The 24530-nt window shown below is 68.4% G+C and carries 35 protein-coding genes; 6 read left to right on the top strand and 29 right to left on the bottom strand.

The window, feature by feature from the left end; all coding sequences use genetic code 11:
* Nucleotides 1-109: 109 nt before the first annotated feature.
* From ABT115_RS15325 to ABT115_RS15290, 8 genes are all read right to left on the bottom strand, one after another.
* The gene (locus ABT115_RS15325; protein ID WP_351788968.1) at nt 110-1159 is read right to left on the bottom strand and encodes a YqaJ viral recombinase family nuclease; all 1050 of its coding nucleotides are present in this window, start codon (nt 1157-1159) and stop codon (nt 110-112) included.
* On the bottom strand, nt 1159-1587 hold the full coding sequence (locus ABT115_RS15320) for a hypothetical protein (protein WP_351788965.1): 429 nt from the start codon (nt 1585-1587) through the stop codon (nt 1159-1161). The genes ABT115_RS15325 and ABT115_RS15320 overlap by 1 nt, the downstream gene beginning before the upstream one ends.
* Complete coding sequence (locus ABT115_RS15315; RefSeq protein ID WP_351788962.1) at nt 1584-1778, bottom strand: hypothetical protein; 195 nt, start codon at nt 1776-1778, stop codon at nt 1584-1586. The genes ABT115_RS15320 and ABT115_RS15315 overlap by 4 nt, the downstream gene beginning before the upstream one ends.
* Nucleotides 1775-2092: a hypothetical protein gene (locus ABT115_RS15310; protein ID WP_351788959.1), complete on the bottom strand. Its 318-nt coding sequence runs from the start codon at nt 2090-2092 to the stop codon at nt 1775-1777. The genes ABT115_RS15315 and ABT115_RS15310 overlap by 4 nt, the downstream gene beginning before the upstream one ends.
* Nucleotides 2089-2466 (bottom strand): hypothetical protein, encoded by a 378-nt coding sequence (locus ABT115_RS15305; RefSeq protein WP_351788956.1) that lies wholly within the window; start codon nt 2464-2466, stop codon nt 2089-2091. Before ABT115_RS15305 ends, ABT115_RS15310 begins: the two co-directional genes overlap by 4 nt.
* 69 nt (nt 2467-2535) lie before the next feature.
* On the bottom strand, nt 2536-3696 hold the full coding sequence (locus ABT115_RS15300) for a hypothetical protein (RefSeq protein ID WP_351788953.1): 1161 nt from the start codon (nt 3694-3696) through the stop codon (nt 2536-2538).
* Nucleotides 3693-4025: a hypothetical protein gene (locus ABT115_RS15295; protein WP_351788950.1), complete on the bottom strand. Its 333-nt coding sequence runs from the start codon at nt 4023-4025 to the stop codon at nt 3693-3695. Before ABT115_RS15295 ends, ABT115_RS15300 begins: the two co-directional genes overlap by 4 nt.
* A 268-nt stretch (nt 4026-4293) precedes the next feature.
* Entirely contained in the window at nt 4294-4623 is a 330-nt protein-coding gene (locus ABT115_RS15290) for a helix-turn-helix transcriptional regulator (RefSeq protein WP_351788947.1), read from the bottom strand.
* A 229-nt stretch (nt 4624-4852) separates the two neighbouring features.
* On the opposite strand from ABT115_RS15290, the gene ABT115_RS15285 reads away from it, so the two are divergent.
* The 4 genes from ABT115_RS15285 (at nt 4853) to ABT115_RS15270 (ending at nt 7627) form a co-directional block, all read left to right on the top strand.
* The gene (locus tag ABT115_RS15285; RefSeq protein WP_351788944.1) at nt 4853-5248 is read left to right on the top strand and encodes an XRE family transcriptional regulator; all 396 of its coding nucleotides are present in this window, start codon (nt 4853-4855) and stop codon (nt 5246-5248) included.
* A 189-nt stretch (nt 5249-5437) separates the two neighbouring features.
* Complete coding sequence (locus ABT115_RS15280) at nt 5438-5677, top strand: hypothetical protein (RefSeq protein ID WP_351788941.1); 240 nt, start codon at nt 5438-5440, stop codon at nt 5675-5677.
* A gap of 7 nt (nt 5678-5684) precedes the next feature.
* On the top strand, nt 5685-7211 hold the full coding sequence (locus ABT115_RS15275) for a recombinase family protein (protein WP_351788939.1): 1527 nt from the start codon (nt 5685-5687) through the stop codon (nt 7209-7211).
* Between the two features lie 176 nt (nt 7212-7387).
* A complete protein-coding gene (locus tag ABT115_RS15270; RefSeq protein ID WP_351788936.1) occupies nt 7388-7627 on the top strand; it encodes a helix-turn-helix domain-containing protein in 240 nt (79 codons plus the stop codon).
* A gap of 48 nt (nt 7628-7675) precedes the next feature.
* Here the strand turns inward: ABT115_RS15270 and ABT115_RS15265 are convergent, their stop codons facing one another.
* The 4 genes from ABT115_RS15265 to ABT115_RS15250 all read right to left on the bottom strand — a co-directional run bounded on the left by ABT115_RS15265 (nt 7676) and on the right by ABT115_RS15250 (nt 8991).
* Nucleotides 7676-7846 carry a hypothetical protein gene (locus ABT115_RS15265; RefSeq protein WP_351788933.1) on the bottom strand — a complete coding sequence of 57 codons (171 nt, stop codon included), beginning with the start codon at nt 7844-7846 and terminating at the stop codon, nt 7676-7678.
* An 84-nt stretch (nt 7847-7930) separates the two neighbouring features.
* Nucleotides 7931-8419 carry a hypothetical protein gene (locus ABT115_RS15260; RefSeq protein ID WP_351788930.1) on the bottom strand — a complete coding sequence of 163 codons (489 nt, stop codon included), beginning with the start codon at nt 8417-8419 and terminating at the stop codon, nt 7931-7933.
* A gap of 121 nt (nt 8420-8540) precedes the next feature.
* A complete protein-coding gene (locus ABT115_RS15255; protein ID WP_351788927.1) occupies nt 8541-8702 on the bottom strand; it encodes a hypothetical protein in 162 nt (53 codons plus the stop codon).
* 142 nt (nt 8703-8844) lie between these two features.
* Nucleotides 8845-8991, bottom strand: a complete 147-nt coding sequence (locus tag ABT115_RS15250; RefSeq protein WP_351788925.1) for a hypothetical protein — start codon at nt 8989-8991, stop codon at nt 8845-8847.
* Between the two features lie 183 nt (nt 8992-9174).
* Between ABT115_RS15250 and ABT115_RS15245 the strand changes: the two genes are divergently transcribed.
* The gene (locus ABT115_RS15245; RefSeq protein ID WP_351788922.1) at nt 9175-10419 is read left to right on the top strand and encodes an NsdA family TPR-like regulatory protein; all 1245 of its coding nucleotides are present in this window, start codon (nt 9175-9177) and stop codon (nt 10417-10419) included.
* A 1-nt stretch (nt 10420) separates the two neighbouring features.
* Nucleotides 10421-10738, top strand: coding sequence for a 4a-hydroxytetrahydrobiopterin dehydratase (locus tag ABT115_RS15240; RefSeq protein ID WP_351788919.1), 318 nt, complete (start codon nt 10421-10423; stop codon nt 10736-10738).
* 58 nt (nt 10739-10796) lie between these two features.
* Here ABT115_RS15240 and ABT115_RS15235 read toward each other — a convergent pair whose 3' ends face one another.
* The 17 genes from ABT115_RS15235 to ABT115_RS15155 form a co-directional block, all read right to left on the bottom strand.
* Nucleotides 10797-11117 (bottom strand): hypothetical protein, encoded by a 321-nt coding sequence (locus tag ABT115_RS15235; protein WP_351788917.1) that lies wholly within the window; start codon nt 11115-11117, stop codon nt 10797-10799.
* On the bottom strand, nt 11114-11341 hold the full coding sequence (locus ABT115_RS15230) for a holin (protein WP_351788914.1): 228 nt from the start codon (nt 11339-11341) through the stop codon (nt 11114-11116). Before ABT115_RS15230 ends, ABT115_RS15235 begins: the two co-directional genes overlap by 4 nt.
* Nucleotides 11342-11343: 2 nt before the next feature.
* Nucleotides 11344-12219 carry an N-acetylmuramoyl-L-alanine amidase gene (locus ABT115_RS15225; RefSeq protein ID WP_351788911.1) on the bottom strand — a complete coding sequence of 292 codons (876 nt, stop codon included), beginning with the start codon at nt 12217-12219 and terminating at the stop codon, nt 11344-11346.
* Nucleotides 12220-12229: 10 nt separating this feature from the next.
* Nucleotides 12230-12712, bottom strand: a complete 483-nt coding sequence (locus ABT115_RS15220) for a hypothetical protein (protein WP_351788908.1) — start codon at nt 12710-12712, stop codon at nt 12230-12232.
* Between the two features lies 1 nt (nt 12713).
* Nucleotides 12714-13907 (bottom strand): hypothetical protein, encoded by a 1194-nt coding sequence (locus tag ABT115_RS15215; RefSeq protein WP_351788905.1) that lies wholly within the window; start codon nt 13905-13907, stop codon nt 12714-12716.
* Nucleotides 13904-14989, bottom strand: coding sequence for a hypothetical protein (locus tag ABT115_RS15210; RefSeq protein WP_351788902.1), 1086 nt, complete (start codon nt 14987-14989; stop codon nt 13904-13906). The genes ABT115_RS15215 and ABT115_RS15210 overlap by 4 nt, the downstream gene beginning before the upstream one ends.
* A gap of 16 nt (nt 14990-15005) precedes the next feature.
* Nucleotides 15006-15875, bottom strand: a complete 870-nt coding sequence (locus ABT115_RS15205; protein ID WP_351788898.1) for a phage distal tail protein — start codon at nt 15873-15875, stop codon at nt 15006-15008.
* 2 nt (nt 15876-15877) lie between these two features.
* Nucleotides 15878-19087, bottom strand: coding sequence for a phage tail protein (locus ABT115_RS15200; protein ID WP_351788895.1), 3210 nt, complete (start codon nt 19085-19087; stop codon nt 15878-15880).
* Nucleotides 19088-19216: 129 nt separating this feature from the next.
* Nucleotides 19217-19786 (bottom strand): hypothetical protein, encoded by a 570-nt coding sequence (locus ABT115_RS15195; RefSeq protein WP_351788892.1) that lies wholly within the window; start codon nt 19784-19786, stop codon nt 19217-19219.
* A 99-nt stretch (nt 19787-19885) separates the two neighbouring features.
* Nucleotides 19886-20464 (bottom strand): phage tail protein, encoded by a 579-nt coding sequence (locus ABT115_RS15190; RefSeq protein WP_351788889.1) that lies wholly within the window; start codon nt 20462-20464, stop codon nt 19886-19888.
* Between the two features lie 40 nt (nt 20465-20504).
* The gene (locus ABT115_RS15185; protein ID WP_351788886.1) at nt 20505-20816 is read right to left on the bottom strand and encodes a hypothetical protein; all 312 of its coding nucleotides are present in this window, start codon (nt 20814-20816) and stop codon (nt 20505-20507) included.
* Nucleotides 20813-21265, bottom strand: coding sequence for a hypothetical protein (locus ABT115_RS15180; RefSeq protein WP_351788883.1), 453 nt, complete (start codon nt 21263-21265; stop codon nt 20813-20815). The genes ABT115_RS15185 and ABT115_RS15180 overlap by 4 nt, the downstream gene beginning before the upstream one ends.
* The gene (locus ABT115_RS15175) at nt 21265-21705 is read right to left on the bottom strand and encodes an HK97 gp10 family phage protein (protein WP_351788880.1); all 441 of its coding nucleotides are present in this window, start codon (nt 21703-21705) and stop codon (nt 21265-21267) included. Before ABT115_RS15175 ends, ABT115_RS15180 begins: the two co-directional genes overlap by 1 nt.
* The gene (locus tag ABT115_RS15170; RefSeq protein ID WP_351788878.1) at nt 21705-22382 is read right to left on the bottom strand and encodes a hypothetical protein; all 678 of its coding nucleotides are present in this window, start codon (nt 22380-22382) and stop codon (nt 21705-21707) included. The genes ABT115_RS15175 and ABT115_RS15170 overlap by 1 nt, the downstream gene beginning before the upstream one ends.
* A 3-nt stretch (nt 22383-22385) precedes the next feature.
* Nucleotides 22386-22652, bottom strand: a complete 267-nt coding sequence (locus ABT115_RS15165; RefSeq protein ID WP_351788875.1) for a hypothetical protein — start codon at nt 22650-22652, stop codon at nt 22386-22388.
* 5 nt (nt 22653-22657) lie between these two features.
* Nucleotides 22658-23050 carry a hypothetical protein gene (locus ABT115_RS15160; protein WP_351788872.1) on the bottom strand — a complete coding sequence of 131 codons (393 nt, stop codon included), beginning with the start codon at nt 23048-23050 and terminating at the stop codon, nt 22658-22660.
* Nucleotides 23050-24369, bottom strand: coding sequence for a phage major capsid protein (locus tag ABT115_RS15155; protein WP_351788870.1), 1320 nt, complete (start codon nt 24367-24369; stop codon nt 23050-23052). The genes ABT115_RS15160 and ABT115_RS15155 overlap by 1 nt, the downstream gene beginning before the upstream one ends.
* Nucleotides 24370-24530: the final 161 nt, after the last annotated feature.

Genomic DNA, 24530 nt, shown 5'->3' with positions numbered 1-24530 from the left:
GGGTCCGGTGCCGGGGCGAACTCGGCGGGTGCCGGGAGGGTGGAGTCCTCGGTGGCCGGGGTGGAGTCGCTGCGGCCGGCCGCAGCCGCCGCACGCTCTGCGAGGGTGGTCATGCCTGGTGCGCCTCTCGGACGGTGTTCGGGATGTTGATGCGGCGCGACGGCCGGTCTTCTACGCATGCGGCGAAGGCGTCGGGGAACTCCTCGCGGAGCCGCTCGCGGTCGACGTGTTCGCGGCTGGTTTCGTCGAACGAGTAGGCGATGTGACCGCCCTGGACGGCCGTGTCAGCGCTGCCAAGGGCGCGGATGAGTGCAGCCTTGGCGATCTTCTTCCTCGCTTTGGCCTCGCTCTCGTCGGCGCCCGCGTCGAGGTAGTCGGACAGGGCGTCCTGCGCGTCGCCGTCCCGGTCGATCGCGACGACCCCGGCACGGTCGTGGTGCAGCTGCTCATACAGGTCGAGGAGGACGTCCGGATCTGCGTCGTGCGGGAGGATCGGCGGGCGCCGGTCGGTGATCTGTTGCCAGGCCCGTTCCCCGGCGGCGCGGAGGTCGGCGATGAGCTGCTGGTGGTCGGCGACCCGGACGACGAACTGTCGGTAGTCATTGCCGCCGATGAGCACGCCGACGTGGATGTGGTCGTATCCGCAGACGTCGGCCTGCCAGAGGGTCTGTGCAAGGACGTCGTCCGGGCACCCGGTGCGCCATTGTCCAGCCTTGAATGCGGCCCGGCATTTGATCTCTACGGCGCAGCGTTCGCGGCCGGTGGCGAGAGGGCATTCGAGGACGCGGCGGTCGAGGGTGCACATCTGCCACGGGCGGTCGACGTTTGCGACGAGGCCGACGCGGCGAACCACAGACCGGTTTCGACGGGCCCACTCGCGGGCGACAGTGTCCTCAATGGCCCGACCCCAGAGGGCGGGTTCGGAATCGTCGTTCTCCAGAGGGAGCCCGCCCGTCTTGTCGTGGTAGACGGACAGGGCGTTGCCATACCGGCTGATGCCGAGGACGGCGGCCATGTCGGAGGAGCCGAGACCGGAGCGGCGAGCGGTGAGCCAGTCGGCTCGGTTGGCGTCGGCGGGGAGGATGAGGCGGCCGGTCGGTGTGACCTTGCGGCCGGCGGCCGGGGCGGTGCTCGCCCCGGCCAGCGCGGTGTTCGTCATCAGGCGTCCGCCTCCGGGTCGTACTCGGCGGCGACTTCGATGCGGGTGACGGTGTAGTCGGTCGGCTGCTCGTCGTCCTCCGGCCCGATGACGAGCTCGTACGGGTCGTTCGGCTCGGACTCGTCACCGAGCCAGTCGAAGACCTTGCCGTCGAACTCCGGGGAGTTGTTGAGGGCGTCGGTCTCGCAGTGGATCCGGGCGGCGTCCTGGTTGGTGTACGTGCCGAGCGGGGTCATGCCCCATGCGGCCCGGTAGACGTAGGTGACGGTGGGCTCGGTCTCCAGCCGCGGGACGGCCGTGGTCGGGGAGCTCTGCGCGGCGGCGAGGGCGAGGGTGGCGTGCACCTGTGCGGCGGCAATGCTCTCGGCTGTGCGGTACTCGTCCTTCACGAGGCGCTCGGCCTCGCGGTAGTGCTCGGGTCCGGTCATGCGATCACTCCGGTGGTGGTCAGGGCGGCGACGATGGCCAGCCCGAGGAGGGGAAGGGCGAGGATGAGGAGGCAGGACGCTCCGGCGGCGGGGGCCTGGTCGAAGCTGGCCCGGTCCCGTACGTCGCGCTGGTTGCGGCCGATGCCGCTGCGGTCGGGGCGGGGGTGGAGCCCGCCGAACGTCTTGCTCACCGGGCACCGCCCTGCTCGCGGATGTGCTGGAGGGTGTGCCGGGCGTCCTCGAACCGGGCCAACTGGTTGGCCGCGGCGGTCTCGTCGGCCATGCGGCGCAGGCGCTCTGCGCCATACATGAGGCTCCGCTCGTGCTCGGAGCGGGTGCCGTGAATCGGGGTGCCGATCTCCGCGAGAAGGTCAGCGGCCTCGGTCAGCACCTCGGCGCGGTAGGCGTCCAGCAGGATGGGAAGACCGGAGATCGCGTACGGGGAGTTGCCTGCCTCGGCATTGAGCCTTTCGACCATGCCCGTGATGACGTCGCGGGTGTTCATGCGGCACCTGCCTCACGCTGCGACGGAACCGAACGCGGCCCGGACACCACCCGCAGAGCCTCGGCCAGCCGCAACACCTGCGCCCCGTACACCGGCACCGACCCGCCGTCGACCAACTCATCGAGGAGATCGGACACCCGCTCGTCCCGCTCATGCGTCGCAGCCGAGTCGATGCCCTGGTGGCGGGCCGACCGGTCCAGTTCGGCGATGCGCTGGAGGTCGTCGAGCACGGAGGGCCCGTCCTCGTCGGCGGCCTGCGCCAGGGCGAGGATCAGGGTGGAGAGGTAGTGACTCATGTCGAGCGCGGCACCGGTCGGGGTGGCGTCGACGGAGATTCGGAACGGCCCGGTGACGGGCGTGCGGTCAGCGGGCATCGGAGCCTCCGAGGAGCAGTTCGAGGAGCCAGAAGACGAGGGCGGCGGCGGAGAAGAGAAGCAGCCAGATCACGAGGCACCGCCGATCGGGTCGACGTGGGTCAGGCAGATCCCGCCGCCCGCGCCCTCGACGGACACGACCGCCGCACCGTGGCCGAGCGTCCACGCCGGGGTGCGGGTGACGGTGTCGAGGGGCTCGTCTTCACGGGTGTCGGGGTACGCGAGGACCGGGGTGCCGACCGGGTAGCGGGCGTTCCACTCGTCGGCGGTCATCGGCTGGCAGGCCGTGAGGTTGGAGTGGGCGTCCTTGCCGCACCCGCAGCGGTATCCAGTCGGGCCGTAGGCCAGCGGGTCCGGCGTCGAGTCCGGGGCAATGCCCTCGTCCTCGTCGTCGTGGGTGAGCACCCAGCGGCGGGCGCGCAGGTCCCACTCGATGTGCTCGTCACTGAACGGGGCCGAGATGTGGCCGTCCGGCTCGACGTGGAAGATCACGTCCGCGTCGACCAGCGCATTCAGCCCGGCCACGGCCCGCTCCCACGGAGAAACCGGCGCCGGGACCAGCGTGGACACGGTCGGGCACGGCCACGGGTCACCATCAGCCCGGCAGTGCGGCGAGTCCGGGTACCGGGTGTGCGGGGCGAGCACAGCAGCCTGCGCCGCCTCCAGCTCGGCGACCCGGGCACGGAGCTGCTCTACCTGCGACGGGCCACAAGCACGGCACGGCTCCGTCGTGCCCCCGGTGGTCACGAAACGTACGGCATCAGCCCCGTAGCAGCGCGTGCAGCTGGGCGCCGGTGCCACGTATGTTGCTGCCTCCACCGCCTCCAGCTCGGCGACCCGGGCCCGCAGCTGGTGGACCTGCTCCGCAGCCGACGGGAACAGACCCGGAGCCGGGTATCGGTAGCGCGCAAGCGCCACGCTCAGCGCCGCCTCCATCTCGCCCTGAGCACACATGCCACCCGTGAGCACAGCAGCGGAAACCCCCTGCCGCAGCACTTCGGCCAGCAGCGCTACGAGCTGCTTGCGCAAGTCCTCGGGCAGCTTGCTTTCACCAAGCACGTAGGGGACTGCCTTGGTCTGGGCCCGCAGTTGCTCCAGCTCGGCTGCCGACTCCGGCGACTGCAAAAGGCCAGCCGACTCCAGCGACATGGCGATCCCCGGAGCCTGCTGCCCGCGACCGATAGCGGCACGGATCACCCCGGCCGCCGCGCTCATACGACGGACGCTCATGCCGCCACCGCCATCGTGTGCGCCGCAGCCGAGCAGATCCCCTTGACCTGGATTCGCACGTCCCGCCACGTCACATACAGCGACGCCGAGTACATGCGGCCGACGGACCCGACGAACTCGAACTCGCGAACCTCACCGCCCAGCACCTCGGCGTACGCGGCAACGACCGGCCGCATGTCCACACCGGCGTTCACGATGACGCCCGACAGCGGGCCACCGTTCTCGGGCAGCGTCCAGTCGAGCAGGGGCAGATGCGGGTTCTCGGTGAGCAGCTGCACCAGCGCCGTCGCGGCGCCCAACTGCGGGATCGGGATAGGCTTGTTGTTCACGGTGTCCTCGATTTCTGAAGTGGTTGAGGTGCCGAGGGGTCGTCCGGATTGCCGTCCGGGGCGGCCCCGTTTTGCGTGGCGGGTCAGGCGGCTTGTGCCGGCCGACCCAGCTCGGCCGGCATCACGCGGGCCGAGGCAAATACCGCCCGGAGCTGCTCGCGCTGCTCAGGGCGAAGAGGGGGAGCTGCGGCTGCCTGGCGACGGATCGCTTCGACGGCGGCTGGGCCGAGGCGGCGCTCAGCAGTAGCGCGGCTGAACGCGCGGGCGCTCATGCCGACTCGGCCTGGGCGGGGACGACACTCAGCGCCTGGGTGCTGCGGCCGACGGGGACGAACAGCACGAGGATGTCGACTCCGATACGCCGAGCGATGGCGTCTGCCGTGGACTCGGGGACCGAGTTCTGTGCGCCGGTCAGCAGACTTCCGACGGTGCCGTGTGCGATACCGGCGTCGGCGGCGAGCTGGCGGCCGGTGACCTTGGCGCCGGTGCCGGTCCGCTGCATGAGGGTGCGCATCAGATTGGCGCTGACCAGCTGGTACATGGGTATTTCTCTGCTCACATCAACCGCCTGCAACAAGGTGTTGTTCTGGTTGGACATGAGAAGCGTTGCACATCCTGAACGGGATGTCCATCGAAATGGACAGTGACCTTTTGAATTGGCCGTGGCTTCAATGCGCCCTAGCGCGACGTGTTGCGCATCATGGACACTCTGTTCGGCGCGCGAGACGGCAGGTAGTGCGCCACCAGGGGGAATGATCCGTACGCCCCGCTGGTCACATGGACACCTCACTGCCTATGACATGACACGGAGTGGCAGGATGATCCTTATGGCTGAACAGGACGCACCCGCGCGTACGGACCTGTCCGACCTCGTGCGCACCAGGCGGGCAGAACTTCGCTTGAGTCTGCGCCGAGCCGAAGAGCTCGGCGGGGCCGACCCGGAAACGGGCAAGTCCTGGATCAAGTACAGCTGGATTGACCGCTTGGAAAAGGGGGAGGCCGTTGTCCCCCCGACGCTTGATCAGCTCAAGTCCTTCGCTCGCGCACTGGATCTGCCATTCGGCAGGCTTCAGGACGCGGCCGGCGCCCAGTTCTTCGGCATCGACACTGTCTGGCACAAGAGCGGCCAGGCCCGGGCCCTGGTGGAGCGTGCAGACAGGATGACGCCGGAGCAGCTCGACCAGTTGATGAGGCTTCTGGACACGTTTGCGCCCCCTGAGTAGCTGTCTGGCATATGCCATGCCCTGAGATGTGCGGAGAGTAGTATTCGCCTGCGCACTGTAGTCAAAAGTTGTCCGGAGTGGCAGCATTAGTGATCCGCCTGGGGGGCGTGATGTTCCGGTAGCCTGCGTATGCCGTACCGATCGAACTGACGATCGAATTGCGGTGTGGGCCGCGCCAATGGGGGTCAGATGGCTGACAGTGAAGGACAGGCAAAGCGCGAGGCTGTGCGGGCGCGCATCGCGTTCAGCGAACTCGTACCTGACGGCAGATCCATGGTCCAGGTAGAGCTTCCCGAGGAGACCGTTTTCTGCGTCCGCCCCGGTGAGATGAGCAAAGCTCTTGCGGCTGAGTGGAATCGCCGCTTCGAACACACCCGGTGGCTACGCGCGGAGACGGACGAGCGGCCCGGCGGCCACCCACCCATATAGAAGAGGCGTGGCCCTAGAACTGCCTTTCGTGAGCCTTCGATCTGGCAAACCCCTGCGAAAGACACACCTAAAGTGCCAGGCTGGGGCCATGAGCCCCACGATTCGCGCCGCCATCGACACCGCCGCAGGCGGCCGACCCTCCGCAGTGATCTACTGCCGCATCAGCCGCGACCGCGAAGGCGCCGGCCTCGGCGTTGCCCGTCAGCGCGAAGACTGCGAGCAGCTCGCCACTCAGCTCGGTCTCCACGTCGTCGAGGTGTACGAGGACAATGACCTCAGCGCCTACAGCGGCAAGCCCCGCCCCGACTACCGGCGAATGCTCGAAGACCTGCGAGCGGGGCGCGCAGGCACCGTCCTGGCCTGGCACACCGACCGGCTCCACCGCTCCCCGGCCGAGCTGGAGGAGTACATCGACGTGTGCGAGCCCCTACGCATCGAGACGCGGACTGTGAAAGCCGGGCACCTCGACCTCACTACCGCCACCGGACGCATGATTGCCAGGCAGCTCGGCGTCCAGGCCCGGTACGAGGTGGAGCGCATGGTTGAGCGGCAGAAGCGCAAGCGGGATGAGATGGCTCAGAAGGGTCAACACTTTGGCGGGCGTCGCCCGTTCGGGTGGGAGGCTGACGGTATGACGCCCGTCGACCTTGAGTTCGAGCACATTCGGGAAGCGGCCCGATCGGTGCTTGCGGGCGCATCGCTGCGGTCGATTGCTGCGGGGTGGGTGGCCCGTGGGGTGAAGACGAGTACGGGTGGCGACTGGACGGCCACAGAGCTACGTCGCATGCTTCTGCGGCCGAGGAACGCTGGCATCGTCCAGCACCGCGGCAAGGAGGCGGGTACCGCGCTCTGGACCGGTGCGCTTGACGAGGCGACATGGCGAAGTGTCTGCGCGATACTCACTGACCCGTCCCGCCGTATCACTCCCGGAAACACGCGCAAGTTCCTCGGCTCCGGCCTCTACCTCTGCGGGGTGTGCGGTCAGACGATGCGTGCCGCAACATCGAACTCACGGAACCCCGGTTCGGAGACTCGCTTCTGGGGGGCGTATCGGTGCCGCTCGCTCAAGCATCTGTCTCGTCAGCGGGAACTGGTGGACGATCACGTCCAGCTCGCGATCCTGGAGCGGCTTTCTCGGCCCGATGCCGCAGAGCTCCTTGCTGAGCGGGAGGACCCTGTCGATATCCGTGGCGCGCAGACGGACATGCGGGAAGCGCGGGCAACGCTCGACGAGTTGGCGTCTGCGCTCGGGGCGGGGGCGATGGACATGCGGTCCTGGCAGGTGGCCTCAGAAGCCGCGAGAGCCCGTCTGGCGGGTGCTGAAACCGTGCTGTCCCGCGCGGTCAAGGTCAACCCCGTTGCTGGGCTGGTCGGTGCGGAGGACCCTGAAGCGGCGTGGAACGGGCTCGACCTGTCTCGGCAGCGGGCGGTCGTGGCGTACCTGATGACCGTGACTCTCCTGCCGGCGCGGAAAGGGCGGCAGCCTGGCGGCGGTTACTGGGATCCGTCGTCAGTGCGTATCGAGTGGAAATAGCGGCGCCCCCGCCGGGATGGTGGGGGCGCAGCCGGTCCCTCCGAACCGCCTGGGGGGCAGGACAAGGAGGGCCGATAAGGGGAGTGATCAATTCCGTCTCACCCGCAGCATCCATGATCCACCGTTTTGCGGTCAACCGTAAAGACAAGTGATCATGATCCGGCGAACGTGGATAGGTGCACCACTCGCCTCTACCCGCAGACCGGGTTCTCACCCGACGCCGGGCAATTGGCGATCAGATCCGTTCCGCTCGCCTCCACGCGAACCTCTCTCAAGAAGCCGTCGCGCTCAGAGCCGGCATCACCCTCGGCCCGTACAACCGGATCGAGCAAGGCCACGCCGCGGCGCGCATCGACACCCTGATTCGTATCGCCGACGCGATCGGCGTACCGCTCGCTGACCTCGTACAGGAGTGAGCCCCGGCCAGCCGACGGGGGGCGGCCGACCGGGGCGGTCTCATCGGGTCACTGCGCGGGCTGCCCGCTGCCGGGGCACATCTCGTTCCCGGACCCGTTCGCCTGGTGCATGGTGGTCGGGGTGCCGGGCTCGGAGCCCACACCGGCACCACAGACGGGGCAGCAGCCCTCCGTCAGGCCGGGGTCGAATCGGTGGCCGGGGTTGGTGTGACTGCACATATCAGTTCCTCCTTGATGGGGGTGGTGCTGATAGGTGGTGCACTTGCACTCCGACCCGGCCGAGATCCGTGCCGGGCGGAGAGATCAGAAGGCGTCTTGCAGGTCGAATGACCTGCCGCCCTTGTCCTGGCCCGCTCGGGCCGTGTGCTGGAACAGGACCTGGATCCGCGACTCGTCGTGAAACACGATCCCCATGCCCGGGTGGGCGGTCGGCCGTGTCGGCGTGGCGCCGGCCGAGTACTCATACGCGCGCGCGATCTCGCCGGATCCGGAGTTCGTGAACGCCGCGGCAAGGAACGCCTCGGCACGCGGGGGGGTGACCTTGCCGCCCTCGTACGGGTCAGGCCATGCCACCTCGGCGGGCGGCTCGTAGGCCACTGGGATCTCGGGCCGGTCGTAGTCGTCGCCGGGTGCAGCGGTGGCTGTGATCGCGGCCCAGAGCTGCGCCCCCGTGTTGAACGTGAGGTGGATCCCGAACGTTCTGTCGGGCTCCGTCCACGGCTCGGCGTTCTTGATCTCTGGGGCCTTGAGCAGGGTCTCGACGGCGAAGTCTTGGAATCGCGCGGGTCGCATTTGTGATCTTTCCTTCCGTGGCGGCCGAGCCAGTCTAGGCGGGATGCAGTCCGCGATTTTGGCCTGCTCAGGAGCTGCCCCGCCCGCGGCTGGTCGGCGCATGATCAGCCGCGAGCGGGAGTCATTTGGCAAGCCAGGACTTGCCCGGCTGGTCCCACGATCGGCGCACGTAGGGGGTGTAGTGCGCCCCCTTGTGCCCCGGGGGGAGAGTGCAGCGTGCGTTGGTCTTGGGGTCCATGGCCCAGCAGCAGTGCGTGATGACGTCGCTCGACTCGTCTCTCATCGGCGAAGCTCCCGCCATGCTTGGCCGAGCCGTACCGCGGTGGGGCATGTGGCCCCTGCCCGGCAGGTAGCGCAGCCGTAGGTGTGGCCGATCCAGGTGCGGTACGCGGCATCCGGCGCGGCGGCCGGCTTCGTCTGGGCGGTCACGACTGGTTGGCCTTGCACTGGTTGCACTCGCAGGCCGGGAACGCGGACGACTGGTCCACAGTCTTGAGCGGAGTGACCTCGGCCTCCGGGCGCACGATGCGCACTGTGCCTTCCCGGTTTACCTCGTACACCTTGATCGTCATCGCCATAAGTGGTCCCTGGCCTACGTCGATTGAGGGGCATTCAGCAAGTTCGCTGTACGCCCCGCCGTCACACCCTGATGATGTGTGTGCACGTCGGGTAGGTAATAGGTCGTTGGATGGCCACGCGTGGCCACGTAGCGGCCACGGCCGGAAGCGCGAACGATGACACCTCAAACTGAACCCATGAGCCGCAACGACGCGCTGAGGGCCGCACGGCTACGCGCGGGCTGGCGAACCATCGAGGCAGCCGCCCGGGCTCTCACAGAGCACGGGCAACAGCTCCTCGACGACCACCAGTTCACCGTCTCAGCCCGCACCTGGAGGCGCTGGGAGGGCGACCGACCCGGGTGGCCGGCCGAGGAGACAGCGATCGTCATCCACGACGCGCTCGGCCGCTGGCCGGAGGACCTCGGGTTCACAACTCCGCCGGGCTGGATCCGGCCTGAGCACCACGAAGAGGACCAGGTGCGCCGCCAAGCTTTTGCCTCCGTCACCGCAGCCGCACTTGTTGCGGGACCGGTCGCGCCGCAGCACGTCGACCCTGCCCTGATCGACTACTTCCAGCAGCAGTTGGAGGGCCATTACCGGGCCGACATGTTCCTTGGACCGCACGACTTGATCGGCACCGTGTCCGCGCAGTACCAACTGATCGACAAACTGGTCCGTTCAGCGAAGGGTGAGACCCGCCGCGGGCTCCTGCGCGTCGGTGCGGCCTACGCGGCGCTCGTCGGCTGGTTGTACCAGGACGCCGGAGACATGGACGGCGCTGCGTTCTGGCGCGGCGTCACCCAAGAGATCGCGATGCGCTCCCGCGACCCGCACCTCATCGGATATTCCCTCGTGAACCAAGCGCAAGTGCGCACTGATCTCGGCGACGGGCATGCCGTCGTCGACCTGTGTGAAGCCGCGCTCGATGATGCCGACCAGCTCGTCCCGAAGGTGCGCATCATGGCCATGCAGCAGCAGGCCCACGGCGCCAGCCTCACAGGGGAACGGCATATGGTCGACCAGCTCATCGACCAGGCCGACCGGCTGCTGCCGCGCGTGGACGACGATCTGCCGTGGGGCAATGCGTGCCGACGGACGCCCGGATACCTCGAAGTTCAGAGGGCCACCTGTTACGGGCGGCTTGGCCTTGGCGCGGAGGCTGGTGCGCTCTGGTCACAGGTCCTCGCGATCGTCCCGGAGACAGCCCGCCGCGACCGCGGGGTGTACATGGCTCGGCAGGCGACAGCTGCGGCGGCTGCGCGTGAGCCGGATCAGGCGGTGGAGATCGCCCGGACCGTGGCGACGATTGCGGTGGAGACCCGCTCGGCCAGGATGCGGCGGGAGCTCGTCACCCTAGAGCGGGCGATGCGGCCGTGGCAGGATGCCCCGGTCGGCCGGGATCTTGCGGAGATCCTGGAGTCCGTGACCGAGAGGGGATGACGTGGCAGGCGTACCGAAGCCGCTGACGGACGAGGAGATTGACGCGCGGCTGTTCGAGCTGCCGGAGTGGACTCGTGACGGGGACGAAATCACGCGACGGGTGGATATCCGGTATCACGCAGGGGTGGCGATGATCGTGCACATCGCCGACCGGGAGCGACGCATCGGTCACCACGCAGACATCGACCTGCGGATCGACCACCTGCGCATCGCCGTCACGACGCACGACGCCAACTACAAGCTGACCGAGGCCGACTTCGATCTTGCAGCCCGGATCGACGCCATTGCCGCGGCACACCAGTCCACGCCGCTCGACTGACCCAGGACGCACGAAAGCGCCCCCTCCCGCCCGAAGGCAGGAGGGGGCGGTGGCCGGACTAGGTGTCGGTGCTCGCGGCGATCTGCTGCGTACGGGCGTCGACCCGGTCGACCGCATCCCGCAGGGAGCCGCCCGAGTTCGGATGCAGCTCATGCTCGATTCGGTCCAGCCGCGCCATCACCCCCGGCCGTGCAGGCACACCTGACCGGGCCGGCGTCCCCTGCCAGTCGTCGATGAACTCATCGACCCTCGCCACGACGCGGCGGACACCGCGGGTGATCCGCCACAGCAGGCCGAGCCCGGCAGCGATAGCCGCCGCGGCCACGGACCAGATCACCGCCGCGTCCACAGCCGCTATGCCGGTGGTGCCCTCGCTCACTCGACGTCCCCGTATCTGCCGCGCGGGGTGTGCCGGGCCTGGTACCCGGCCAGCCACGTGAGCACGGCCGGGACCACGGCGAGGAGCGGCGCCTGCGCCCACGACGGCAGCGGGCCGAGCAGGCTGCTGTCGGCCGTGACCGCGTTCAGTACGGCGACGGCGAGACCGGCGAGGAACGCGCCGGCAGTCGACGCCTTGACCTTCGCTTCGACGGGTGCAGCCATGGTCACTTCTCCTTGCTGAGTGCGGTCAGTGTCTTGTCGACGCGGCGCACCTTGGTCACGAGGTCGGCGAACACGCTGCGCCCGGTCCAGTAGTGGCGGGGGCTCTTCGGATCGTCGCTGTAGTCCGCGGCGTCGGCTGGGGCGTCGAAGCGGTCCGCGCTCAGCAGCCGCTCGACGACCGCGTCCGCGACCTTCCGCACGTCGGCGTCGCTCAGGGCCATGGGGTCCTCCTTGCTCGGGGTGGTGCCGCCGGGGTTCCAGCTGGCGGGGTGGGTGAGGCGCTCGGCGACGTCGGCGCGGAGCCGGGCCATGTCGATACCGCGCGGGTCGACCTTGTCGCTCGACCACTCCAGGTGGCCGATCACGGACTTCGCCGACCAGCCGTGCGCCCGGCACAGGGCTGCCTGGACACGCACGATCGCGTCGTACTGCGACTTGGGCCAGGGGTCCTTGCCGTCGCCGAGGTTCTCGCACTCCCACCCGTAGAAGTGCCGGTTGCCGTCGGTTCCGGTCGCGTTGCCGCAGGTGGGCTTCGGTGGCCGGTCTCCGTAGTCCTCGGCGACGACGCGCGCCAGGACGGCCGGGTCGCCGCCGCCGGCGTGGTTGGTGCGGCCCCAGCCGACCATGTGCACCCGGCCGTCCTTGGCGATCATGCCGTGGCAGAGCGGGCCGGGCAGGGACGAGTACCCGTCACGGACGATCGCCACGGTGGAGCCGGTGCCCTTGGTGACCGTGTGATGCACGATCGCCCCGTTGAGCGGTCCCCAGGCGCCCTTCGAGTTGCGGTTGTGCGTGCGCCAGTTGCCGACCTCGACGACGTGCACGCCTTCGGCGCGGAGTGCCGCGAGAACCGCGGCAGCAGACAGTGGTGTAGCCATGGTGTGCCTTTCAGAGGATTCGTGCGTAGCGGGGGGCCATGCCAATTGCGCCGCCGGCGCCGAATTTGCCGCCGGTCGTGGCGCCGACCGTGCGGCGGACCTGGATTTGGGCCTTCAGCTCAGTGCGGGCCCGGTACGGAGTGAGGTCGATGGATGCTGCCGCGAACTGATAGCTGAAGGTCGCGGTGATGGTGCCGGACATGACGATGGCCGACTCCGCGAGTACGACCTGCCACTCGCCGCCCGTTTTTGTCGTGCCGACCTGGTCACCGATGAACACAAGCCCCAGTGACAGCGATGCGGTGCGGGGGGCGAGGACCGTTTCCCACACCGACGTAAAGCCGGTGGCGTCTTCGTACGGCATCGTCCGCATCGACGTCGGGTAGAAGGGAAGCTCGTCCCGCTCCCACCCAGTCCTGCGGAGCTGCGCTACCTGCTCCTCCAGCTCGGCAAGGCGCTGAAGGAAGTCCGGGGTCGTGGGGTACTGGGGCACGTCACACCGCCACGCAGGTTAGGCGGACACGCTCGGGCCCCGCTGCCGCGGTGGTCTCGATGCCGACGATGCGGAGCACGCCCTCACGGCCAGCCGGGGTGAGCGGCTCGGGGTCGATGACGAAAAACGCCTCGTCGCCCACGGAGTAGGACCCGAATGCGGGGTCAGTGTCTGCGGACACTTCGAAGGTGGGCTGTATCTGGGCCTGCCCGCGGGCCGTGAGCTCTGCGTTCGCGAGGCCGTTCAGCTGCGCCTGGTCGATGACACCGTCGTACGTACTGACGCTCTCCAGAAGTGGCCATCCGGACGCGAGCCGGTCCGCGTCCTGCACGATCGCGGATACCTTGGCCTCGCCGGTCCCGTCGCCGAGCGCGCTGACTTCGGTGGCGGAGGCGGTGCCGTTCTCGGGCCAGTCGTACGACAGGATCGAGGCTCCCTGGCCGCCCTTCACGAACACCAAGCCGGACTCGTCGGCGGTCCGTCCGCGGCGCGGGAACCATGCGCGCACCCGCCTGTATCGGGTGGGTGCCTGGTTGTTCGCCGAGGATGTCCAGCCGACCTCGATGCCGTAGTCGAACCCGTCGTCGGTCGCGGCGAGTTCGGCGAGCGCCTTGTAGATCTCGGGCCGCTCGAAACCGAAGTACGTAGCCTGCCGAGCGATACCGCTCGCCGTTCCGGTCAGGCCGTCGATGCTGATGCGGGGGTTCCCGGACGGCTGGTTGTTGGCGTACGAGAGGAGCGACCAAGCGAGGAATTTCTGATCGCTGTAGAGCCGCTGTCCGGCAGGGACCAGGTCGGTATTGAGGAGCAGGCTGCTGTCCGTCGACAGGGTGGTCTTCACGTATCGGCGCTGGTAGTAGGACAGGAACTCCGCGGCCTGAATCTGCTTGCTTCTCTGCGAGTCGGGCTGGCGGGTCCAGATGATTCCGCCCCACACGATGACCCCGTCCCGGTCGACGTACACCGCGGTCCGGCCTGGTGTAGTGGCGGTCTCCGGATCGAGTGGCAGCGTCTCGTCTGCATACGGCACTGTCGCGGTGAGCGTGCCGATTCCATTGAGGACGGTGGAGTACGTGACATCGGACAGCGGCAGTTCGGCTAGCACGGTGTCGGTCATGAGGTCGCAGAACAGGTACGTGTACGTGTGCTCCGGCATGCCCCCGGCATCGGACGGACGGAACATAATCTCGGTCATGCGATCGGCTCCACGATCAGCTGCCCGTCCGTAATGGACGTTGCCCCAGCTGAGTACGAACTGACGTTGTATTGCGGGGTGAACGTCACAGACGCACCAGGAGTGATGCCGGACCGGACCACGGTGCGGCTGGCGTACACCCTGCTTCCCATGGCACTTACTGCGTTTGCTGACGAGGACGGCTCTGAGAGGCCGCCCGATGCCCGCCATCGTGCCCATGCCGTGGAGGTGCTGGCATTCGTGTTCGTGACGGACGCCCCAATGGTGATCCGCAGCATTCCCGACGGAGGCGCCGTTACCGTGACCGGCGGCCACTGGCCACTCGTGAAGTCGACGAAGGTACCCGTGACTGGGGAGGTAGGGAAGCTGACCTGATCCGACACGACGGGGCGGATCTGCTCCCGGATCTGTCGCTTACCACCGGCCAAGAGACCGACCTCAAGAAGATCTGTGTCCATCTGGTAGATGAGCTGGCCGGGGTGCGGGCGAGGCGGAGCGCCGGCCGCCACTGTCGGGAGTACACCGCCGAGCCCGACACTGTACTGACGGACATCCGAGATGTTCCCTGCGGAGATCGACGTGACCGAAGCGCCGACTGCGACGTCAGCGAGGATCTGCGCGTTCGGCGGCAGCGACGGCCGTACCGCGGCCCCGGCCGATGCGGCGTAGGCGCCCTGGATGACCTCCAGCCGCCATTCCGATGCGGACCCGGCGGTCTCGGCGTCGTACACCGAGGCCACGACGCAGTCTTTGCGGTACTGCCCTGCACCGCCGGCGGGCTGGATGGGCAGGGTGACGTCGGAGTCGTTGATGCAGACGTACGTACCGGAGCCGCCCGCGTCGTGGTTGTCGACGTATGCCATGCCCGCGGACACGATGACGGTCATGTTCGGGGTGGGTGCTGCCCTGACCTTCAACTGCTGGTTGGTGTACGACGGTCGGACGCCCTGCCGGATGCGGAGCGGAGTGGACTCGTCGACTAGGAATCCGGGGTACGCGAGCATGGACGCGATGACGAGCCGGTCCGTCCTGGCCGGGTAGCTGCCGGCCTGCATCCACGCCGGGGGGTTGATCAGTGCCATGGGTGGGTCCTTTCTTCTACAGGCTCGTGTCGCGCCAGGTGACAGTGAGCAGACTGGGTTGGCCGCTCGCGCCTGGGAGTGCGGAGCCGCGGTAGGCGAGGCTGTTTGGGCCGGGCTGGAGCAGCGGCCACGTGGACCCCGCACGTACCCAGGACCGGCGAGGGCTGGAGCCCATGAGTAGTACGGCTCGGGTGCGGGTGTCGATGACGAGGTATTCGCCGGGCTGGAGGGTGCCGTCAATGACGAGTCCGCCGCCGGTGGTGACCTGCTCGATGCTGGGGTTGGCTACGGGGCCGTCGATCCGCAGGACGGGGTAAGCGGGCGAGGCGCCGTCGTTGATCGCGGTGAGGCGGCCGGACTGTCCGGCGTCGCCGTACATGCGGCCAGGGACGGCCCCCGTGTACGTCAGCGGGTACGTTCGGCCGGCCGCTGGGGAGTACGCGGTCGTGCTGGCTGAGTGCTCGGTGAGGCTGTACAGGTGCGGGTCGGCGCAATAGAGCTCAAGCGCCGCGGTTCCGGTGCGCCAGAGGTACTCGGCGTCGTACGGGATGTTCCTCTGGCGTACTTTGCCGTAGACGAGGGTGTCCTGATCGAGGAGCCGCAACGGCTGCGGCTGGCGTTGCGGCTGCGTTGCGGCGCGCAGTGCGAGGGTGAGTTTGCGGAGTTCGTCAGGCGAGTCGGCGCGCAGCCCAAGTCCGAGCTGGATGATGCGGGCGCCGGTGGTGTCGGGTCCGGTGTAGTCGCCGTGCTGGTCTGGGCGTGCGATGTCCTCGGCGCGGATGTCGGGCATGTCGTCGAGGCCGTTGATCGCGGTGACCATGTAGGGGGAACCGGGTCCGAAGGTGAGGTCGCCCCACTGGATGCGGCCGATGCGCTGCTGTCCCACGGTCAGCCCTTTCGTCCGATGAGGCCCTGCCAGGACAGGGCGCGGAGGATGCCGTCCGGGGTGGCGTCGCTGCCCTGGAGGTAGAAGTTGTTCGTCGTGTCCCCGCCGCCTGCTGTGCCCGCGTACGCGGCCGTGAGCTGCCCCGGAGCGGGGATCGTGCGCATCGCCCGCCCGGCCACATCAGCAGCCCCTACCGCAGCCGAGGCCATGGACGCGGACGCGGCAGCCACCGCCGCGCGGGAGCGGAGCATGCCCTCGCGGAGCCCGTCTCCGGACAGCTCGCCGATGCCCATGAATACCCGCGACGGAGACTTGATCTTGAGGGCCTTCTTCATCGCCTTGACCATGGCCGAGGCCAGCTTCTCCATCTGCTTCTCGATGGCGCCCTGCTGTTTCTTCAGCCCATCGACCAGGCCCTGAGCGGCCTTCACACCGGAGTCGTAAAGGGCGCCGGCCACTGAAGTGCCTGTGGTCGTTGCCGCCTTCGCGAGCTGCGCCTGGAGATCGTTGATGCGCTTCAGCTCGGCCGGAGTCGCACGAGCCAGCGCCTGGGCCGTTGCCGCGCCGCTGTCCACACCGGCGCTCGCGATGTCGCCGAGCAGGTCGGACCGGAGCCCGGCCTTCTTCAGCTTGGCCAGGTTCGCGGCAAAGTCCTGTGTCTTCTTCACGGCGAGCTGGAGCCCGATCGTGATCGCGGAGACCGAGTTGACGACGTTGTTGCCGGTGGTGATGTTCGCGTCGCCGAGGATGCCGTCACGGATGTCCGCCGCGGCCTTCGAGCGTTCCTTGGTGGCGTCGTCGAGCTTCTTTTGCGCCGCAGCCAGCAAGGCCGCCACCTTGTCGCGGGACTTGGCGAGGGAGAGCAGCTTCTTGTTGTCGCTCTCCACCCGTTTCAGCAGCGAGTTGAGGCCGGGCAGCTTCTTGCGGTTGCCCTTGTTGATGGTGATCGCGCGCTCGATCGTGGTCGTGATGCTGTTGAGCTTCGACTTCAGCGACGCCGTGGACGCGTCGATCCCAGCCACCAGGCCCTTGATGATGGACTTGCCCGCCGGGGTCAGCAGCGTGGCGTCCTTCCGGGCCGGTCCCTTCCAGTTCGGGATCATGTTCGTCAGACCGGACAGCACACTCTGCACCGACGGGATCGCCGACCGAATCCCGTCGACTAGGCCCTGCACGATCGAGCGCCCGATACCGGTCAGGATCGACCCGGCCGACGGAATGGCGCCGCGGATCCGGCCGGGCAGGTCGCGGAAGTAGGCGAGGGCTTCGTCGATCTTCCGGCGGATCGAGTCCACGAGCCGGTGTCCGGCGTCCAGCGCATACTGGCCGACTACTGCCGCGAAGCGTGCAAGGAGCGGCCCGACCTGGTCAGCCATCCCCTTGATGGCTTTGAGCGCGTCCTCTTTGAAGTTGGACACGATCGTCGTGGCGTGCTTCACGGCGCCGCTGAAGTCGCCCTGGAGGACGGCCACGATCAGTTGGACGGCGGGGATGACGTAGCGGGACAGGATGTCGACCAGCGCACTGAATCCGGTCGTGATCAGCATGACGAGGCCGCCGACGACCGGCAGGATGATCGGCAGCAGCTTCTCGGCAAGCGCGACTTGGAGCTCCAGCACCTTGGCGATCAGGGGTGCCATCTGGATCCACAGATCAGCGATCTTTGTTGACAGGTCCAAGAAACCCGGGGTCAGTCGGGCAAGCATTTCCGTGAGCTGTGGTCCGACCTCCTGCGCCAACTGAACAAAGGGCGGAAGGATCTGCGCGAGGATCGGGGCCAGCGACTCCAGGATCGGCACCAGCTGAGCGGCCAGGTTGGTTGCGATCTGCTGGATGACCGGGGCCAGCGCGACAAAGACCTGCGACAGGGCATCGAAGAGCGGGACCAGCGCAGGCAACAGGGCGGCGATGAGAGTGCCGGCCACATCCACCAGGGGCAGCAGCGACACCACCAGATTGCCGAACGCCGTCGCGAGCGAGGCAAGAACCGGGCCGAGTGCGGTCATAATCCGGCTGAGCGCATCCCCAAGGACCCGCACGAGCTGCTGTGCAGGTCCGGCCAAGGCCTCGATGACCGGGCCGAGGACGCCCAGGGCCTGGCCGAGGAGCGGCGCGATAGTGGAGGTAAGGACGCCCATCGTCTGCGACAGGGCCTGAAGCGCGCGCTGGAATCCGGGAGTGGCGGTGGCGTCCTTCAACGCCCCGGTGATCTTCTCCAGCGTTCCGAACAGGCCGTCGCCCTGGCTGAGTGCCTTGATCAAATTGCCGAAGATGGCGCTGACGTTGCCTATCACCCGGCCGAGTTGTGCGAGTAGGTCGATGGCACCGTTGATCGCGGATTCCATACCGCCGGACTTGAGCGCCTTATCGATCTTCACGGACAGGCGGTCCATGGCTGACCCGCCCGCTTTCGAAACCCGCTCGAATGCGGGCGCGGCGGCAGCTCCGATCTGGACGAGTCCGGTGACGACTTGGCCCGGTACCCGACGGAATTCGTGGAGCCCCTGTGTCGCACCCTTCAGCGCGACCCCGAGCGCCCCTTCTTTCGCGAGGCCGCGGACGGCAGTGAACACGCCCGTGGCCATTTGGTTGAGGGTTCCTGCGGTGCTGCTGAGCGCTGTCCGCAATTCGGGCAGCGCCACCTTTGCAGTAGAGGAGAGCTGCTTGTCGAGCCCGGCAAAGACCCTGTCCTGCACCGTCTTCTTGATGGCATCGAAGGCGGGCTGTGCCTTGTGGATCTGCTCCACGAAAGCGCGGGCGTTCGGCGTGAGCTTCTTGAGCGCCTCGGCATACGCCTCCGGGTCCGACGGGTCGAGCGCCGCCTTCACGGCGTCGCCCACACCGGACATGGCGATCTTCAGCGTGCCTACCGCAAGACCGATCGCCAGGACACCGGACACGGCGAGTGCGGCAGCAGGGGCGATCTGTGCCAGGCTTACGGCCAGCGCGGCAATCTGCGGCAGCATCAGCACCACAGCGCCCTTCAGCGACACCAACGGGCCAAGCGCAGCACCGAATCCCTGCCCGATCTTGGTGCCCACCTTGCTGAGCCGCGAAGTCAGCGAGTTCGTGTCAACTCCCCGCAGACGCTGGTTTGCGTCGCGGACGAGGCGGCTGATCTGCCGGTTGGTGACGGCACGCGCGAAGCGCAGGCCCTCGATCAGGCCAGTCAGGTCAAGGCCTACGTGTCCGGTGAGGTGCGGGTCGGACATAGCTCACCTCCGTTCAGGTGCGGCGCATCGCAGCGAATCCGAGGAGGGATTCGCCGCCGGCGGGTTCGGGGGCCGACTGGCCTGCGGCGTGGCGGTGTTGGTCGGCAAGGGCGAGGAGTTGGGCGAGGGTCAGGTGCCAGAAGGCGTTGTCGGAGCGTCCGAGGGTGACGGTGCCGAGGTAGTAGAGCTCGTCCCACGGAAGGTGTCCGGCAGTTCCACGTCGATGACCGGCCCCGCCGGGGCCTCCTCTTCCCCCTGCGGGAACGCCTCCGCGAACGCCTCGGTCATGGCGTCTACCAGCTGGTCGAAGCCGTTGAAGTCGAGGAGGTCGCCGAGTTCGCGGCGGTCGGACTGGCGGACGTAGCGGACGGCGGTGACCTCTCGTACGTCGCGGCTGGTCTTGCGGCCGTCGGGGGTTTCCTCCCGGACTGTCACCACGCGCTCGGTGATGTGGGGGACGAACCCGCCCGACCCGGTGAGACCGGCGCCGATGAGTTCGAGCATCGGGCCGATGACGACCCCGGAGAGCCCACTGCCCTTGCCGTCGATCTTCTCGAAGACGGACAGGATGCCGTCGATGCCGCCGTGCCGCTGCTCAAGCAGGGCGAGGGCACCAAGGCTGTAGCGGAGGCGGCCGGTGGTGCCGTCCACGAAAGTGATTTCGCGTCCGAGGGCGGTAAGGGGTGCTGCTGTGGTCACGGTGGGCTCCTGGATGAGTGCCGGGTTTCGGCCTGCGGAAGAGGAGAGGCGCCGGGCGGGCGGCGGCGTAGACGGAGGTTCCGCGCGCCCGCCCGGGGATCACGGGGTGGCGGTGGTCGGGATGTCTGTGGCGGTCTCGTGGATCTCCACGTCGACCCACTCGCCGGTCGAGATGAGCGGCACGGCGCGGGCTTCGTTCTCGATCGTGCGGTAGTCCTCCTCAGCGAGACCGAGGCCGGGGAAGCTGCTCATCACGCACTTGTGGAGGGTGAAGTGGACGTCACCGCCGACGGCGTCACCGCCAGATGTGGGGGTCTTGCCGACGAGCTTGTACGGCAGCGGTTTCGCGCCCTGCTTCATCGACCATTTCGACACCTGCGCCGGGGTTGTGCCGGAGTCCGTGACCGTGCTGTCCAGCAGTGCCTTGAGCACGTCGAGGCTGAGCTTGGCGTGCGGGTACGAAACGGTCACGTTCGAGATCGACGAGTCGCTGTCCAACAGTCCGTTGTCGCCGCGGAGTTCCTTCACCTCCACGTCGCCGGAGATCTCCATGCTCTTGATGCCGGGTACGTCGATGCCCGCGCCGTACGACGGGGCGCCGCCCTCGGGGTCGGCGAGCAGCGGGAAGACTTTGCAGTCCTCGACCGCGTACAGCTTGGTCACTCGTGAGATCGGCATGGTGTGTCCTTCCTGGTGCCGGGGTTCGGCCCGGACGGGGCTACGGGTAGGTGGGCCGGGGCTGTTCGGGGTCAGTGATGGGCGGCGGAGCCTCCAGCACCGAGCCCGGTACCTGCGCGGCCAGCTCCTCAGTGACCAGGCCGGCGGCTTGCGGGGGGATGACTCCGTCGATGAGCCACCACATGACGCCGGGCATGCCGGGGGTGGCGTAGATGACGACGGCTCCGTCGGTGACCCCGGCGGCGGGGTCTATGCGCAGGAGAGTGGCGTCGTCGGGGGTGGGCCAGAAGTCACGGCCGAGCCCGGCAATTACCTCCTCGCGCGGTAGAGCGAGGATGGTGACGTCGGTCATGCGGGGGTGACCTCCTCGGCGAGTAGTTCGCGGTGGATTTCCACGGTGATGCTGGTCCGGGTGCGGTTGTTGCTGATGGGGAACCGGTCGATGTCGGTGACGCGGACCGCGGTGACCTTGGCCGGGTGCGCGGGCAGCCCGTGGCCGTGAAGGGCTCGCGCGATCGCCTCGGCGAGGCCGTACCGCTCGACGTTCTTTGCAGTCACGGCGTTGGCCTTGCTGCGGGCGTTCTGCACCAGGTCAACCGCAACCTTCTCGACGATGGCAATTGGAGCGGACGGGTCACCGAAGTCCCCGTTGCCGCTCGTGTCGAGCCCCGTGGACAGCGCCTCGGTGACCACGATGAACGGGCAGCTCTGCCCGTCACGCGGTCCGTCACGGAACACAGGGACGCCGAACGCCAGGGATTCCAGGTACGCCTTGATGGCGCCGGACGTGGTGGCAGCCATCAGCGAACCCTCCTGCCGGCGCGCGCCAGCTCCTCGCGCAGCCACGTCTCAGCCATGGCGATAGACGGGGCCAAAAATGGGTGCGGGGCGGTGCCGGGGTGGTTGACGTACGCCACTGGGTGGGCGGCACCGGGCCAGTACAGGGCCTGTTTGGTGCGGGGGTAGATGCGGTGCGGGGCGGTGCCGTACTCAACATCCGCGGCGTAGTTGACGTTCGTGCCGACAGTGACCTCGTAGGTGCGGCCGTGGTCCTCGGACCGGGAGACGATCGAGGAGCGGAGGCGGCCGGTGTCGACCGGGGCGCGACGCCTGGCCTCGTTCTGCACGCGGGTACCGGCCCGGTCTGCGGCACGCTTGGACTCCGTGGAGAGGCGGCCGACCCATCGGCGGAGGCCGCGCTCAAACTGGCGGGCGTCCATGCTGAAGCTGCCGGAGACCATCAGACACCGCCGATCAGGTTGTAGCCGCGGGTGAGGTAGCCGACGAGGAGGGCGTCTACCTGCGTCGATCCGGTAGACGCCGACGGGGGGACGGGCGTCGTCTCGGTGTCGTTCTCGATGCGGACGTTGTTGCCCTCGTCGTCCACGTCCAGGCCCGGCGCCTGTGTGGCGTCGGCATCGGACGGGGCGGCCTGCGCCTGGATGTGCGCGGCAAGCAGGGCGCACGCCTGACCAACGAGGAGCGGGACTTCGGCGTATCCGAACTCGCCGGTGATGCGGGCCTGTTCCATGCCCCACTGGTCCCAGAGCCCGCGCCAGCCGCCGTTCCAGGACTCAGCCCCGACGATGAGGTCGTCGTACCCGCCCCACCGCAGGAGCACGGCGTCGACCTGTCCGAGCACGTCAGACGACGTGACCCGCCATGCTGACGACGGGAGCGACGGGGCGTCGTCCGTGGCGACGACGGGTGTCACCGAGGACACCGAGCGGACGCGGCGCGGGAGAAGACAGGTCCCGTCCGGCGCCACGTCCGCGACCACCACCAAGGGGGTGGGCTCAAAGAGTTGCTGCGTGTAGGCGGTGATCCGCTCCGTGGCAGCAGCGATCCACGCAGCGACCTCGGCGTCAGTGCCGGTGCAGCCTGCGTTCTTCGCCTGTTCCACGGAGCAGTACGCCATGGGTCAGCCCTCGGTGCTCTCGGCCTCGGCCGCGTCGAGTTCGCGGCGCACGCCCTCCGTCACGAGAGCGCCCTTGGCGACGATCTGCCGGGCGTACCCACCCGGATGCACGGCCACGACCGGGCCGACCGGGGCACCAGTACCCCCGGCGTCCAGTGCCCGGAACGCGTCCTCGGGCGCGGTCTGGCCGACCTGCCAGCCGGTACCGGCCGCGTACTCCTGCGTCCGCACAGCGGCCTGCGGCTGCTCGTCGGTCTTCTTCGCTGCCATGGTGATCAGCTCCCGGTGATGATGCCGCGCGCCCGCAGAGCGGCGAGCAGCGCATTGAATTCGGCCTGAGTCGGCGCCGCCGCGGCGTTGTTGACCGCGGTTGCCGTTCCGGTGAGGAGGCGGGCGTCGTTGCCGGCCGCCGCCGTGGTCGCCGTGGTGCCGAGCGCCCGCACCGTTGCCGTACCAGCGGCGCCAGCCACCAGCCGCGAGTCATTGCCCGCGACCGCCGTGGTGGCGGTGGCGCCGATCGTCGGCGTGAACGTGGCTGGCTTGCCGGTGATGTCGGCCCATGCCGTGGACCCGCCACCGCCGAGGTCGCCCTCCACGATGCGGAGGTCTACGACGTCCTGCCCCTCTACGCGTGTGCCGCTGCTGACGGCGGCCTGGATGAAGCCCATCACGGGGCCGCTGCGAACGTGACCTTCACGAACGCCCTGGGGGTGTGCACGGCCACGTTCGCCCGGCGCTCGGCCAGGATGACCAGCGTGTTCGCGAGGAACAGATCCGCGTGGCTGTCGGTCATGAGGATGGTGATGCCCTGTCGCTCCCACAGCGTGGCGCCGGTGCGGTAGCCGCCGAGCAGCGCCGTACCGGCCGCCATGGCGACGCTGGTGACGACCTGGAGGCCCCAGATGCGGAGCGCTGCCGCGCCCTCGGTCACGTTGGTGATGACGCGGAACTGGCCGGTGCCGTCCTGGTCCAGCTCGATGTCCTGCCAGTCGAGCGGGTTAAGGACCACAGCGTCCGGCGGGTACAAGGCCAGCTCGCCCTGCGTCTTCGCCTTCCGCAGCGTGATCAGCTTCGAGTCCGTGGACCCGGCGCCCGGCTGGTACGCGCCGATACCCGGAGTGGTGAGGATCCCCTGCATCTCCGTGGTGCCGTTGCCAGTGAGGATCTGCCGGTCGAGCTTGTACTCCAGGCCGTAAGTGAGGCGGCCGTTGATGTAGCCCATCATCTGGCCGTCGTCGTCGGCGGCCTGGCGGGTGATGGGCACCCAGTGGGCCACGGTCTTGAGGGACGTGGTGATCGTGTCCCATGAGAACGGACCGCTCTGTGGCTTCATCGTCCCCTCAGGCACGACCGCGGCCTTGTTCCACGTACCTGCGCCCTCGACGGGTCCGGACGTGTCGCGGACGTACTCCAGCGTGTTGCCGCTGGACGTCTGCCGGTCGAGGAGGTTCGCGATGAGGAGGGGGAAGTCGGGGTTCTGCGGGATGATCCCCGGCACCCGCTCCGGCCGGGTCGGGACACCGTTCGTGGTGGTGACGGTGCCGGTCGGGGCATCGCGGTGCTCGACGGAGAACTTACCGACGGCGCCGTTGGCGCGGAAGTGAGCGAGAGCGGCGGACCGTACGAACGCCTCGGCCGCGTTCACCGGATGCGGGGTGCCCTGGTCGTCGGGCTGCATGCCCGGCTGCTGCCGCTGGCCCGGGTTGGGCTGCGGGTCGCCAGCGGGGAGGTTTGCGGCGCGCAGCTGGCGGAGTCGGGCGTCGCGCTGGTTGGCCTGCTCGATCTTTGCGGCGATGTCGTCGGCGCGCTTGAGAAGTTCGTCGACGTCGCCGTCGTACGAGTCGTCGGCGAGGAGCTTGGCGACCTCGTCGCGCTGCTCCAGCAGTGTCGGGGCGCCGCCCTTGATGGGGTAGACCGGGCGTCCGCCGACGATGCCGACGGCACGGACTCCGGTCCGGGGGTGACGCGGGAGCGAGTGGGTGTTCATCGCGGCGTCCTTCCGGTTCCGTGGACGGCTCGCAGCCGCCCAGATGTCTGGGGGTCTGCGGTCCGTCTTTCACGGCCGGTGGATCGCGCCCGGCATGCTCACGGCTTTTACGTCCGGTGTGAGCCCCGGATCATTGCGGCGAGGGTAGATCGAAACGCCGT

Origin of the sequence: Streptomyces sp. NPDC001832, from assembly GCF_040297265.1 — a bacterium.
In the GTDB taxonomy this organism is placed as follows: domain Bacteria; phylum Actinomycetota; class Actinomycetes; order Streptomycetales; family Streptomycetaceae; genus Streptomyces.
This window is presented reverse-complemented; position numbering and strand designations above follow the sequence as displayed.

Excerpts from the sequence above, each read along its gene's own strand:
- ABT115_RS15325 (WP_351788968.1), bottom strand. The coding sequence starts at position 1,159 with ATGACGAACACCGCGCTGGCCGGGGCGAGCACCGCCCCGGCCGCCGGC.
- ABT115_RS15320 (WP_351788965.1), bottom strand. The coding sequence starts at position 1,587 with ATGACCGGACCCGAGCACTACCGCGAGGCCGAGCGCCTCGTGAAGGAC.
- ABT115_RS15310 (WP_351788959.1), bottom strand. The coding sequence starts at position 2,092 with ATGAACACCCGCGACGTCATCACGGGCATGGTCGAAAGGCTCAATGCC.
- ABT115_RS15305 (WP_351788956.1), bottom strand. The coding sequence starts at position 2,466 with ATGCCCGCTGACCGCACGCCCGTCACCGGGCCGTTCCGAATCTCCGTC.
- ABT115_RS15300 (WP_351788953.1), bottom strand. The coding sequence starts at position 3,696 with ATGAGCGTCCGTCGTATGAGCGCGGCGGCCGGGGTGATCCGTGCCGCT.
- ABT115_RS15290 (WP_351788947.1), bottom strand. The coding sequence starts at position 4,623 with ATGTCCAACCAGAACAACACCTTGTTGCAGGCGGTTGATGTGAGCAGA.
- ABT115_RS15285 (WP_351788944.1), top strand. The coding sequence starts at position 4,853 with ATGGCTGAACAGGACGCACCCGCGCGTACGGACCTGTCCGACCTCGTG.
- ABT115_RS15280 (WP_351788941.1), top strand. The coding sequence starts at position 5,438 with ATGGCTGACAGTGAAGGACAGGCAAAGCGCGAGGCTGTGCGGGCGCGC.
- ABT115_RS15265 (WP_351788933.1), bottom strand. The coding sequence starts at position 7,846 with ATGTGCAGTCACACCAACCCCGGCCACCGATTCGACCCCGGCCTGACG.
- ABT115_RS15260 (WP_351788930.1), bottom strand. The coding sequence starts at position 8,419 with ATGCGACCCGCGCGATTCCAAGACTTCGCCGTCGAGACCCTGCTCAAG.
- ABT115_RS15255 (WP_351788927.1), bottom strand. The coding sequence starts at position 8,702 with ATGAGAGACGAGTCGAGCGACGTCATCACGCACTGCTGCTGGGCCATG.
- ABT115_RS15250 (WP_351788925.1), bottom strand. The coding sequence starts at position 8,991 with ATGACGATCAAGGTGTACGAGGTAAACCGGGAAGGCACAGTGCGCATC.
- ABT115_RS15245 (WP_351788922.1), top strand. The coding sequence starts at position 9,175 with ATGAGCCGCAACGACGCGCTGAGGGCCGCACGGCTACGCGCGGGCTGG.
- ABT115_RS15230 (WP_351788914.1), bottom strand. The coding sequence starts at position 11,341 with ATGGCTGCACCCGTCGAAGCGAAGGTCAAGGCGTCGACTGCCGGCGCG.
- ABT115_RS15225 (WP_351788911.1), bottom strand. The coding sequence starts at position 12,219 with ATGGCTACACCACTGTCTGCTGCCGCGGTTCTCGCGGCACTCCGCGCC.
- ABT115_RS15215 (WP_351788905.1), bottom strand. The coding sequence starts at position 13,907 with ATGACCGAGATTATGTTCCGTCCGTCCGATGCCGGGGGCATGCCGGAG.
- ABT115_RS15210 (WP_351788902.1), bottom strand. The coding sequence starts at position 14,989 with ATGGCACTGATCAACCCCCCGGCGTGGATGCAGGCCGGCAGCTACCCG.
- ABT115_RS15200 (WP_351788895.1), bottom strand. The coding sequence starts at position 19,087 with ATGTCCGACCCGCACCTCACCGGACACGTAGGCCTTGACCTGACTGGC.
- ABT115_RS15190 (WP_351788889.1), bottom strand. The coding sequence starts at position 20,464 with ATGCCGATCTCACGAGTGACCAAGCTGTACGCGGTCGAGGACTGCAAA.
- ABT115_RS15185 (WP_351788886.1), bottom strand. The coding sequence starts at position 20,816 with ATGACCGACGTCACCATCCTCGCTCTACCGCGCGAGGAGGTAATTGCC.
- ABT115_RS15180 (WP_351788883.1), bottom strand. The coding sequence starts at position 21,265 with ATGGCTGCCACCACGTCCGGCGCCATCAAGGCGTACCTGGAATCCCTG.
- ABT115_RS15175 (WP_351788880.1), bottom strand. The coding sequence starts at position 21,705 with ATGGTCTCCGGCAGCTTCAGCATGGACGCCCGCCAGTTTGAGCGCGGC.
- ABT115_RS15170 (WP_351788878.1), bottom strand. The coding sequence starts at position 22,382 with ATGGCGTACTGCTCCGTGGAACAGGCGAAGAACGCAGGCTGCACCGGC.
- ABT115_RS15165 (WP_351788875.1), bottom strand. The coding sequence starts at position 22,652 with ATGGCAGCGAAGAAGACCGACGAGCAGCCGCAGGCCGCTGTGCGGACG.
- ABT115_RS15160 (WP_351788872.1), bottom strand. The coding sequence starts at position 23,050 with ATGGGCTTCATCCAGGCCGCCGTCAGCAGCGGCACACGCGTAGAGGGG.
- ABT115_RS15155 (WP_351788870.1), bottom strand. The coding sequence starts at position 24,369 with ATGAACACCCACTCGCTCCCGCGTCACCCCCGGACCGGAGTCCGTGCC.